This is a genomic window from Streptomyces sp. YS415 (assembly GCF_023544665.1).
Lineage (GTDB): Bacteria > Actinomycetota > Actinomycetes > Streptomycetales > Streptomycetaceae > Streptomyces.
Window position 1 is genome coordinate 1 of sequence record NZ_JAMJFL010000042.1, and the last position, 11,290, is coordinate 11,290.

Genomic DNA, 11,290 nt, shown 5'->3' on the forward strand with positions numbered 1-11,290 from the left:
GCCCCGTACGTCGACACCTCCCTCTACCCGGCCTTCGACCTGCTCTCCACCGCCGAGGCCACCGGGGTGAAGGACTACAACCTCGCCTTCGTCACCGACGGCGGCGGCTGCACGCCCAAGTGGGGCGGGGTGACCGACCTGGCGAGCGACGCGGTGGCCGCGCAGATCAGCGCCCTGCGCGCCAAGGGCGGCGACGTCCGGGTCTCCTTCGGCGGCGCGGCCGGCAGCGAACTGGCGACGACCTGCTCCTCGGCGGACGCCCTGGCGGCGGCGTACGGCAAGGTCGTGGACGCCTACGACCTCACCAAGGTCGACTTCGACGTCGAGGGCGGCGCGCTGCCCGACACCGCGGCCAACACCCGCCGCGCACAGGCCATCGCCAAGCTCCAGAAGGCCCACCCGGGCCTCGACGTCTCCTTCACCCTCCCGGTGATGCCGGAGGGCCTGACCCAGCCCGGCGTGGACCTGCTGGCCGACGCCAGGAAGAACGGGGTGGGCATCGACACGGTCAACATCATGGCGATGGACTACGGGCCCGCCTACAGCGGCGACATGGGCACCTACGCCGAGCAGGCGGCCACCGCCACCCAGGCGCAGCTCAAGGGCGTCCTCGGCCTCTCCGACAGCGCCGCCTGGAAGACCGTCGCGGTCACCCCGATGATCGGCGTCAACGACGTCGTCACGGAGATCTTCACCGTCGAGGACGCCGCCCAGCTGGTGAACTTCGCCAAGGCCAAGGGCCTCGGCTGGCTGTCGATGTGGTCGGCGACCCGCGACAAGGCCTGCCCCGGCGGCCCGAAGCCGGCGGCCGACGCGACCTGCAGCTCCGTCGACCAGGACAAGAACGCCTTCGCCAAGGCGTTCGCGGCCTACAAGTAAGGCCCACGAGTAAGGCCTACAGACAAGGCCTTCAAGCAGCCGGAAGGACCGGGGCGCGGCGCCCCCGCAAGGCGCCGCGCCCCGCCCCCCGTCAGACCGACTCCACCTCCGGCAGGGCCCCCGACCGCGCCGCCTGTCCGTACCACAGGGCGCTCGACTTCGGGGTCCGCTCCAGGGTCGTGTAGTCGACGTACACCGCGCCGAAGCGCTTGCTGTAGCCGTAGGACCACTCGAAGTTGTCCATCAGGGACCACAGGTAGTAGCCGCGCACGTCCGCGCCGTCCTCAATGGCGCGGCGGACCGCCGAGAGGTGGCCGTGGAGGTAGGCGATCCGCTCCGGGTCGTGGACGCTGCCGTCGGGCTCGGGCTTGTCGTCGTAGGCCGCGCCGTTCTCCGTGATGTACAGCGGCAGACCGGGGGCCATGCGGGAGTAGCGCATGATCAGGTCGTGCAGGCCGGTCGGGTCGATCGTCCAGCCCATCTCGGTGCGCTCGCCCGGGGTCTGGTGGAACGCGACGTCCTCCGCGGCCGGCCAGGGGGAGTGCGCGCTCTCGCCGTGACCGTCCGCCCGGGGACCCGCGGGGGCCGACGCGGCGGACGACACCAGGCACGGCGTGTAGTAGTTGAGGCCCAGCGCGTCCAACGGCTGGTGGATCAGCGCCAGATCGCCGTCCTCCACGAACGACCAGTCCGTCAGCGACTCCGTCGCCGTCAGCAGCGACTGCGGGTAGGCGCCCTGCATCATCGGGCCGTGGAAGACACCGTTGGCCAGGTCGTCGATCCGCTGCCGGGCCGCCAGGTCCTCCGGGCTGTCCGAAACCGCCCTGACCACCGACGAGTTCAGGCTCACCGCCACCGAGTTGCGGGCCGGCATCACCGAACGCAGGGCCGAAGTCCCGAGGCCGTGCGCCAGGTTCAGGTGGTGCGCGGCGCGCAGCGAGGCCGCCGGGTCGGTCCGGCCGGGCGCGTGCACGCCCGAGGCGTACCCCAGGAACGCGCTGCACCAGGGCTCGTTGAGCGTGATCCACTGCTCCACCCGGTCGCCGAGCGCCTCCCCGACGATCTGCGCGTACTCGGCGAACCGGTAGGCCGTGTCCCGCTCCGGCCAGCCGCCCGCGTCCTCCAGCTCCTGCGGCAGGTCCCAGTGGTAGAGCGTCACCGCGGGCTTGATGCCGTGCGCCAGCAGCTCGTCCACCAGATTGCGGTAGAAGTCCAGACCCCGCTGCACGGCCGGGCCCCGGCCGGTCGGCTGCACCCGCGACCAGGAGACCGAGAAGCGGTACGCGGTCAGGCCCAGGTCGGCCATCAGCGCCACGTCGTCGCGGAAGCGGTGGTAGTGGTCGACAGCGATGTCACCGGTCTCACCGCCCGCCGTCTTGCCCGGCGTATGGCTGAAGGTGTCCCAGATCGAGGGGGTACGGCCGTCCTCCCGCACCGCCCCCTCGATCTGGTACGCGGAGGTGGCTGCCCCCCAGAGGAAGGCGGGTGGAAAGGTCACCGGTGTCGCCGGCTGTGCGGACTCAGGCATGGAAGCGCTCCCAGTGAAGGTCGTGGAGACCGACGGGTAGGGGGAAGTGGGGTGGAGGCGGGGGAGAAGGGGCCGGAGCGACGGTGGCCCGGCCCCTGGGAATCAGGGGCGGTACGGCGGCGTCAGCCCTTGACCGCGCCCTGCATGATGCCGCCGACGATCTGCTTGCCGAAGATCGCGAAGACGAGCAGCAGCGGCAGCGTGCCCAGCAGTGCGCCCGCCATGATCAGGGACTGGTCCGGCGTGTAGCCGCGGCCCAGGCCCGCGACCGCCACCTGCACGGTCGGGTTGCCGTTCTGGGTGAGCACCAGGAAGGGCCACAGGAAGTCGTTCCAGGTCTGCACGAACATCAGCATGCCCAGCACCGCCATCGCGGGCCGGGCCGCCGGGAACACCACGTGCCAGATCACGCGCCAGCTGCTCGCGCCGTCCACCCGCGCCGCCTCGATGATCTCGTCCGGCAGCGCCTGGATCAGGTACTGCCGCATGAAGAACACGCCGAACGCGCTCACCAGGGAGGGCAGGATGACCGCCTGGAGCTGGTCGGACCAGTCGAGCTCGGCGACCATCATGTACAGCGGGATCACACTGAGCTGCGGCGGCACCATCATGGTGCCGATCACGATCAGCATCATCGCGCCACGGCCCTTGAAGCGCAGCTTGGCGAAGGCGAACCCGGCGATCGTCGACAGGAACACGATCGTCAACGATGACACGCCCGCCACGAAGGTGGTGTTGAGGAACGCCTCGCCCAGGTTCGCGTCGTTCCAGGCGAGATCGAGGTTGTCGAAGAGGTTCGAGCCGAACCAGAACGGCGGCGGTGTCTCGGCCAGCCGCTGGTTGTCGCGGGAGGCGGCGATCGCCGTCCACACCAGCGGGAACAGCGAGCCGATGGTGAACAGCGCGAGGATCACGTACGCGATCGGTCCCGCGTGCAGGGTCCCGCCGGCCCGTGCCGCCTTGGGCCCTCGCACACGTCGGCGCTCCTGCGGAGCCTCGGGTTTCGTCAAGGTCGTCGTCACGGCCGGTCTCCTAACTACTGGCGCGCAGCCGGCGCGAGATGACGTAGTTGATGATCCCGACCAGGATGAGGATCAGGAACATCGTCCAGGCGATGGCGGAGGCACGGCCCAGATGCTGGTTCACCCAGCCCTGTTCGTACAGATACAGGCCGAGCGTCTGGAACTGGTGCTGGGATCCGCCCGAGGCGCCCTTGTTCGCGTCGAACAGCAGCGGCTCGCCGAACACCTGGGAGGCACCGATGGTCGACACGACGACGGTGAACAGGATCGTCGGGCGCAGCGAGGGCAGCGTGACATGGAGGAACTGCTGCCAGCGGCTCGCCCCGTCCAGCGCGGCCGACTCGTACAGGTCCTGCGGGATCGCCTGCATCGCGGCCAGGTAGATCAGCGCGTTGTAGCCGGTCCAGCGCCAGATGACGATCGTGGAGACCGCGATCTGCGAGGCCCACTTGTCGTTCTGCCAGTCGATGTTGTCGATCCCGACCGTGCCGAGCGCCCAGTTGATCATGCCGTAGTCGCGGCCGAAGAGCAGCACGAAGACCAGCGAGGCGGCGGCGATCGAGGTCGCGTACGGCGCCAGCATGGCGACCCGGTAGAAGGTCGAGGCGCGCAGCTTGTAGTTGAGGATGTGCGCGATGCCCATCGCCATCAGCAGCTGCGGAACGGTCGAGATGATGCCGATGGTCAGGGTGTTCTGGGCCGCGTTCCAGAAGAAGTCGTCATCGAAGATCCGGGTGTAGTTGCGCATGCCGACCCAGTTCATGTCGGTCGGCGCGGTCAGCTCCACCTGGTGCAGCGAGGCCCAGCCCGTGTACAGCAGCGGGAACAGGCCGAAGGCGAGGAACAGCAGGAAGAACGGCGAGACGAAGGCGTACGGGCTCCACCGCACGTCCCGCTGCCAGCGGCGGGAGAGCCGCTTGCGGCGCCGCAGCTCCTCCTCGGGTACCGGACCGCCGCCCAACGGGCGGCCCGGGGCCGCGCCCCCCTCCTTGGAGGGGGACGCGGCGGCGGTGTCGTGCCCAGTGGTCATACGGGTCACTGGTCCAGGGCGTTGTCGATGGTCTTGACGGCGTTGTCCCAGGCCTCCTTGGGCGACTTGCCCTGGGTGACGAGAACCACACCGTTGTCGGTCAGGCCCTGCTGGATGATCTGGTCCTTCGGGCCGATGGTCTGGACGGGGATGTTCTCGGCGGCCTGCGCGAAGATCGTGCCGATCGGCGCGTCACCGGTCATGTCGTTCTTGGCGCTCGTCACCTCGGCCGACTCGTAGGCGGCCGGGGTGGACGGGAAGCTGCCCTGCACACCGAAGAGCTTGGCCTGCTGCTCGGGAGCGGTCAGCCAGGCGGCCAGCTTCGCCGCCTCCTCCGCGTTCTTGCCGGACTTGGGCACCGTCAGGAAGGAACCGCCCCAGTTGCCGGACTGCGGCGCCTGGGCGATGTCCCACTTGCCGGCCGCGTCGGGCTTCGACTTGCCCTTGATGTAACCGAGCATCCACGGCGGGCAGGACATCGCGGCGAACTTGCTGTTGGCGATCGTGGTGTCCCAGGCGGGCTGGAACTGCGTCTGGTTGCCGATCAGCCCGGCCTCGGCCGCTTCCGCGGTGAGGTCGAAGGCGTCCTTCACGGCCGGGTTCGTCTTGTAGATGACCTCACCGGAGGAGTCGTAGAACCGCTCCTTCTCGCCGCTGAGGATCGCCTGGAGCAGACCGCCGGGGGAGTCCAGGAAGGTGGTGCTCTCACCGGCCTTCTTCTGGTACTGCTTGCCGACGTCGACGAACTTCTCCCAGCTGCCCTCCCACAGCTTGCCGACCTCCTCGCGGTCGGTGGGCAGACCGGCCTTCTCGAAAAGGTCCTTGCGGTAGCAGATGGCCATCGGGCCGATGTCGGTGCCGACACCGATCGTCTGGCCCTCGGGCGTGGTCGCCTGCTGCCACTTCCATTCCAGGTAGTCGCTCTTCTTGCCGTACTTCGACAGGTCGAGCAGCTTGTCCGACTGCGTCTGGACGATTTCGGCGATGTTGCCGACCTCGACCATCTGGATGTCCTGGAGGCCGCTGTTGGTGGTGAGGTGGTTGAGCAGCGCCGGGTAGTAGTTCTCGTTGCGCTCCACGACCGTCTGCTGGATGTCGATGTCCGGGTGGAGCTTCTCGTACTCCTTGTACAGCCCGGACTCCTCGAATCCGGCGGTGCCGAACAGGCCAAGAGTGATCTTGGTCTTGCCGCCACCGCCCTCGGTCGACGAGCTGTCGTCCTCTTTGCCGTCGTCGGCACAGCCGGCCAGCAGCCCGGTGCCCAGCGACGCGACCGCCGCGAGGACTACCGCCTTGCGGCGGATTCGGGTAGATGCTCGCATTGCGTCCTCCTGTTGCCCTGACGTGCCGACCCCCCGGCCAACTGCACTGTTGGGCCCGTTTGTTCTCGCTGCGGCTCGGGCGGGGAACGTGCGGGATGTGTATGTGTCAGGTACTGTGGGAGCGCTCCCACAAGTGATGTGTTGAAGAGTCGTCGGTCCGGGCGGGGGTGTCAAGGGCACGGGGGCGGAGAGATGCGTTCAGTTATCGGGACGTTAACTGAGGGGTCAGGGCACGCCACGGGAAGCGCGGCCACCGGCTGCCCGCCGCCGGTCGGCTCCGGGCAGCCCGTCCGCCGGACGGTCACGACCGGGGGCTGGGCTGTTAAATTCCAGGCCAGCGACAAGACGACGGCGAAAGGCGGAGCCCATGGCAAGCCACGGAGCGCGGGGGCGGAGTGGCGGGCGGCCTACTCTCGAAGAGGTCGCCGCGCGGGCCGGCGTCGGTCGCGGGACGGTGTCCCGGGTGATCAACGGTTCGCCCCGGGTCAGTGACGCCACCCGTGCCGCCGTGGAGGCCGCCGTCGCCGAGCTCGGTTACGTCCCGAACACCGCCGCCCGGGCTCTCGCCGCCAACCGCACCGACGCCATCGCCCTCGTGGTGCCCGAGCCGGAGACCCGGTTCTTCTCCGAGCCGTACTTCTCCGACATCCTCAAGGGCGTCGGGGCCGAACTGTCCGAGACCGAGATGCAGTTGCTGCTGATCTTCGCGGGCAGCGACCGCGAGCGGCAGCGGCTCGCCCAGTACCTCGCCGCGCACCGGGTCGACGGTGTGCTGCTGGTCTCGGTGCACGCCGACGACCCGCTGCCCGACCTGCTGGCCCAGCTGGAGATACCGGCCGTGATCAGCGGCCCGAGATCCGCCGCGGAGACGCTCACCTCGGTGGACTCCGACAACTACGGCGGCGCCCGCCAGGCCGTGGAGCATCTGCTCTCCCGCGGCCGCCGCGAGATAGCCCACATCACCGGCCGCCTCGACGTGTACGGCGCCCAGCGCCGCGTCGACGGCTACCGCGACGCCCTGCGGGAGGCGGGCCAGACCGTGGACGAGCGGCTGATCGAGCCGGGCGACTTCACCGAGGACGGCGGCCGGCGCGCGATGACCGCGCTGCTGGAGCGCCGGCCCGGCCTGGACGCCGTCTTCGCCGGCTCGGACGTCATGGCGGCGGGCGCCCGGCAGGTGCTGCGCGAGGAGGGCCGCCGCATCCCCGAGGACGTGGCGCTGGTCGGCTACGACGACTCGGCCATCGCCCGGCACATGGAGCCCCCGCTGACCAGCGTGCGCCAGCCGATCCAGGAGATGGGCCGCCGGATGATCGACCTGCTGCTGGAGGAGATCGCCGACCGGCGCCCGGCGGTCTCCCGGGGCCTGGAGCGGCGGCAGGTGGTGCTGGCCACCGAGCTGGAGGAGCGGGCGTCGTCCTGAGCGGCCTCAGCGGTGCCAGCCCCGGCGGGCGCGCCGTGCCGGGCGTTCGGTGTGGTGGGTGACCAGCCAGGCGGCGCCGAGCAGGACCGCGCCGGTCAGCCAGACGGAGGCCACCAGCCAGGTGCCGGTGGAGCTGCCGGGGTTGTTGGCCTCCCCCTCGGCCGCGGCCAGCGCGACCACGAGCCACAGCAGCATCGCCAGGTTGAACGTCAGGACCAGCCACGTCAGCAGCCGCCACCGATGAATCCGCTGCGACCCCATGGCGAGCCTCCCTGCTTCACAACCGGCTCATGAGCAAGGGTACGCGGGGTCGGGAACGCGATCAGCCGGTGACCTTGATGCAAGGTCACCGGCTGATCGCTCAGGGTGAGTGACGGGACTCGAACCCGCGGCATCCTGGACCACAACCAGGTGCTCTACCAGCTGAGCTACACCCACCATGACCGGCGGTTTCCCTGGTGGTTCACCGACCGGCCGAGAAAAAGTGTACAGGGTCCGAAGGGGTGCTCGCGCCCGGCTTTTCCGGGGGCCCGGGCGCGGGCCTCTCCCGGCGCTACTGAGCAGGCAGGACGTGCTTCGCGGCGATCGTCCGGGCGGTCTCGCTGTCCGGCCCGGGCTGGGGCACGAAGACGGCCTCGCGGTAGTAGCGCAGTTCCGCGATGGACTCGCGGATGTCGGCGAGGGCGCGGTGGTTGCCGTTCTTCTCCGGGCTGTTGAAGTAGGCGCGCGGGTACCAGCGGCGGGCGAGCTCCTTGACGCTGGAGACGTCCACGATCCGGTAGTGGAGGTAGTTCTCCAGCGTCGGCATGTCCCGCAGCAGGAAGCCGCGGTCGGTGCCGACGGAGTTGCCGCACAGCGGGGCCTTGCCCGCTTCCTTGACGTGTTCGCGTACGTACGCCAGGACCTGGGCCTCGGCCTCCGCCAGCGTCGTACCGCCGGCGAGTTCGTCCAGGAGTCCGGACGCGGTGTGCATCTGACGCACCACTTCCGGCATCGTCTCCAGGGCCGACTCCGGCGGCCGGATGACGATGTCCACACCGTCACCGAGGATGTTGAGCTCGGAGTCGGTGACGAGGGCGGCAACCTCGATGAGCGCGTCGTCGGACAGCGAGAGGCCGGTCATCTCGCAGTCGATCCACACCATGCGATCGTTCATGCGACCACCCTAAAGCTGACGTCGGCTTTTGCAGCACCCCGTGTCGCCTCCGGCCCTCGCCGAGGGCTGGCACGCGAACGCCGGACGGGCTGGTGGGCCCGTCCGGCGTGCGGTCCGTCACGTCGGCTCAGGTCGCGCTGCGCTGCCCCGGCAGGCTGGCCCGCGCCGCATAGGCCTCCCGGCCGTTGTCCGAGGACGCCGCCGCCAGCGCCTGGCCCACCGTGCTCGGGGTGCGGCGGGCCTGGAGCGGGACCGGCCCGGGCTCCGGGTGGAGCGTGGGCGTCGGACCGGGGGCGGTGTCGGCGTCCGCCGTCGGCCGTTCGGCCTGCGGGCGACGGGCCCGGTAGGCCGCCCGGTACGCCGCCGGGGAAGAGCCCAGCTGGCGGCGGAAGTGGCCGCGCAGCGCCACCGGCGGGCGGAAGCCGCAGCGGCCCGCGACCTCGTCCACCGAGTAGTCGGACGTCTCCAGCAGACGCTGTGCCTGGAGCACCCGCTGGGTGATCAGCCACTGCAGCGGGGCCGACCCGGTCAGCGAGCGGAAGCGCCGGTCGAAGGTGCGGCGCGACATGTACGCCCGCGCGGCCAGCGTCTCCACGTCGAACTGCTCGTGGAGATGCTCCAGCGCCCAGGCGACGACCTCGGCGAGCGGGTCGGCGCCGATCTCCTCCGGTAAAGAGCGGTCCAGGTAGCGCTCCTGGCCTCCCGTCCGGCGCGGCGGGACGACCAGGCGACGGGCCAGCGCACCGGCCGCCTCGTTGCCGTGGTCCGTCCGCACGATGTGGAGACAGAGATCGATTCCGGCCGCCGTACCGGCGGAGGTCAGTACGTCTCCGTCGTCGACGAACAGCTCTCTGGGATCCACGTGCACCGACGGATAGCGCTTGGCCAGCGTCGGTGCGTACATCCAGTGGGTGGTCGCGGGGCGGCCGTCCAGCAGGCCTGCCGCCGCGAGGACGAAGGCGCCGGTGCACAGCCCTACGATGCGGGCGCCCTCCTCGTGTGCCCGGCGCAGTGCGTCGAGCGCGTCGTCCGGCGGTGGCGAGGTGATCGAGCGCCAGGCCGGCACGACGACCGTGCCCGCCCGCGCGATCGCCTCCAGGCCATGTGGCGCGGTGAGTTCCAGCCCCCCTGTGGTCCGCAGCGGGCCCTCTTCGCCGGCGCAGACCAGCAGTCGGTAGCGCGGCACGCCGGCGTCCTGGCGATCGATGCCGAACACCGACAGTGGTATGGAACTCTCGAAGATGGGGCCGCCGCTGAACAGCAGCACCGCGACGATCTCCTTGCGGCGTCGCCCGGAAAGTTTCCGGGCCGCGGCTTCCGGCGCGGCAGTGGAGTCGTGGCTCATACTGCTAAGCCCCCCTCGGTGGTCGCGGCTCCTCGGTTGTGTCGCTCCTGCACGTTTCCCCTCGGTCCTGCACGAGTCCCCCGCCGTAGACAGTCAAGATCGAATCTACTGTGTCGCCTCGCGCCGGAGTGGCCGGTTCGCCACTCGGCACATTGTCGACTTGGCAACTTGGCGTGAAGCATTCGATCACGAAGCGTTGCACTCGCGGGCCGTGCAGGGAAGTGCGCCTCGTCGCAGTGGCCAATCCACGTAGGGTGCGCAGCACCCCCGACACCCTTTTCGTGCAGGTCGAACGGGGGTTGGGGGGTGGTTCGGGCAACCGATGCCGGGTGGCCGGAAGTTGGCTGAAAAGAAGCGCCCGAGGGCATAGAAACCGGTCAACCGCCCGGTGTATTTCCCCCGGAGTGGCGTCCGCCCCGGTGCCCGCCCGTTCCACCGCGGTGGTGGCGTCCGTGACGGGGCGCGAGCGCGGCGGGTTCCTCGGCGAGCGAGCGGGCCGCGCCGCGCTCGGACCGGCGCAGCAGGACCCGGCAGACGGCGGTGACGGCGGCCAGGCCCAGGGCGGTGCCGGTGGCGCCGGCCAGGGAGGTGCCGTACCAGAGGAGGACGACGGGGACGAGGACGCAGGAGAAGGCCGCCCAGCGGACCACGTCGGTGGTGCTGTCCTGGTGCTGCTGTCCGGCCATGCCTGCTCCCGGTGTCGGTGGCTCACGGAGATCAACGCGTGGTCGGACGGTCGGTCACTGTGCGGTCCGCCGGAGGGCGGACGACCTGCCTCGCGCGGGCACCCTGGGCAAACCGCCTGTACGGCGCAGCAACCATTGCGTTACGGGCACACCCTCGTGCATGCTCCCTGGAACCCCCGCGGAGCACATCGCGGGATATGGGCTAAGGAGGCGTGCCGCCGTACCCTTGGGGGTATGGGGTTGGGAAGATGATTCCCGGACACAGCTCCGTCGCACCCTGTCATCCCACCCACACAAGGATCACAACGCCGAGACAGCCATGGCCGGTCACGAATTCTTCGAACCCGCGGACCGCAAGCGGCCCGTCGCCGATCCCACGGCGGCCGAGCCCCTGGCGGCGGAAGAGCCACGTCATTCCTGCGACCCCGCCTTCAAGCACGGCGTCGTGGTCGGCTTCGACGGCTCCACCTCCAGTGAGCGCGCCCTCGCCTACGCCATCGGCATGGCCCATCGCTCCGGCTCGGCCCTGATCATCGTGCATGTCGCCAACCGGCTGCCCACCACCGTGTGGGCCGGCTGCGAGCCGCCGGTCTTCGTGGACGTCCCGGACCACCGCACCGAGGTGCTGGGCCTCGAGCTCGCCTGCGCGGACTATCTGGCCGAGGTGCCGTGGATCCTCGTCGAGCGCGGCGGTGACATCTGCCACGAACTCGAAGAGGTGGGCCGCGAGTACGAGGCGGACGCGATCGTCGTGGGCTCCACGCACGGCATCGTGGGGCGGATCTTCGGCTCCGTCGCGGGGCGGCTCGCCAAGCGGGCGAAGCGGCCCGTCGTCGTCATCCCGTAACTCCCGCCCGTTTCGGGCGAGATGCGCCCTCCGCGCGTCCCCCCTCCCCTCC

General features: G+C 70.2%; 11 protein-coding genes and 1 tRNA gene. 3 read left to right on the forward strand and 9 right to left on the reverse strand.

Annotation, left to right across the window (positions count from 1 at the left end):
• The coding region (locus M8H82_RS33200; RefSeq protein ID WP_250078872.1) for a chitinase at positions 1–879 on the forward strand (879 nt) is incomplete at its 5' end.
• Between the two features lie 91 nt (positions 880–970).
• Here M8H82_RS33200 and M8H82_RS33205 read toward each other — a convergent pair.
• The 4 genes from M8H82_RS33205 to M8H82_RS33220 all read right to left on the reverse strand — a co-directional run bounded on the left by M8H82_RS33205 (position 971) and on the right by M8H82_RS33220 (position 5,781).
• Complete coding sequence (locus tag M8H82_RS33205) at positions 971–2,407, reverse strand: GH1 family beta-glucosidase (protein WP_250078873.1); 1,437 nt, start codon at positions 2,405–2,407, stop codon at positions 971–973.
• 122 nt (positions 2,408–2,529) lie between these two features.
• Positions 2,530–3,429 carry a carbohydrate ABC transporter permease gene (locus tag M8H82_RS33210; protein ID WP_250078875.1) on the reverse strand — a complete coding sequence of 300 codons (900 nt, stop codon included), beginning with the start codon at positions 3,427–3,429 and terminating at the stop codon, positions 2,530–2,532.
• Between the two features lie 10 nt (positions 3,430–3,439).
• Entirely contained in the window at positions 3,440–4,459 is a 1,020-nt protein-coding gene (locus M8H82_RS33215) for a carbohydrate ABC transporter permease (RefSeq protein WP_250078877.1), read from the reverse strand.
• 5 nt (positions 4,460–4,464) lie between these two features.
• Positions 4,465–5,781 (reverse strand): ABC transporter substrate-binding protein, encoded by a 1,317-nt coding sequence (locus tag M8H82_RS33220; protein WP_250078879.1) that lies wholly within the window; start codon positions 5,779–5,781, stop codon positions 4,465–4,467.
• 367 nt (positions 5,782–6,148) lie between these two features.
• Here M8H82_RS33220 and M8H82_RS33225 point away from each other — a divergent pair, with 367 nt between their 5' ends.
• Complete coding sequence (locus M8H82_RS33225; protein WP_250078881.1) at positions 6,149–7,204, forward strand: LacI family DNA-binding transcriptional regulator; 1,056 nt, start codon at positions 6,149–6,151, stop codon at positions 7,202–7,204.
• Between the two features lie 6 nt (positions 7,205–7,210).
• Here the strand turns inward: M8H82_RS33225 and M8H82_RS33230 are convergent, their stop codons facing one another.
• The 5 genes from M8H82_RS33230 to M8H82_RS33250 all read right to left on the reverse strand — a co-directional run bounded on the left by M8H82_RS33230 (position 7,211) and on the right by M8H82_RS33250 (position 10,391).
• Positions 7,211–7,465, reverse strand: a complete 255-nt coding sequence (locus M8H82_RS33230; RefSeq protein WP_250078882.1) for a hypothetical protein — start codon at positions 7,463–7,465, stop codon at positions 7,211–7,213.
• 104 nt (positions 7,466–7,569) lie between these two features.
• Positions 7,570–7,642 (reverse strand) — tRNA-His (locus M8H82_RS33235).
• A gap of 115 nt (positions 7,643–7,757) precedes the next feature.
• Entirely contained in the window at positions 7,758–8,360 is a 603-nt protein-coding gene (gene orn / locus M8H82_RS33240; protein ID WP_250078884.1) for an oligoribonuclease, read from the reverse strand.
• Between the two features lie 127 nt (positions 8,361–8,487).
• A complete protein-coding gene (locus tag M8H82_RS33245; RefSeq protein ID WP_250078885.1) occupies positions 8,488–9,705 on the reverse strand; it encodes a helix-turn-helix domain-containing protein in 1,218 nt (405 codons plus the stop codon).
• 377 nt (positions 9,706–10,082) lie between these two features.
• Positions 10,083–10,391, reverse strand: coding sequence for a hypothetical protein (locus tag M8H82_RS33250; protein WP_250078888.1), 309 nt, complete (start codon positions 10,389–10,391; stop codon positions 10,083–10,085).
• A gap of 319 nt (positions 10,392–10,710) precedes the next feature.
• Between M8H82_RS33250 and M8H82_RS33255 the strand changes: the two genes are divergently transcribed.
• Positions 10,711–11,238, forward strand: coding sequence for a universal stress protein (locus M8H82_RS33255; protein WP_250078890.1), 528 nt, complete (start codon positions 10,711–10,713; stop codon positions 11,236–11,238).
• Positions 11,239–11,290 lie beyond the last annotated feature (52 nt).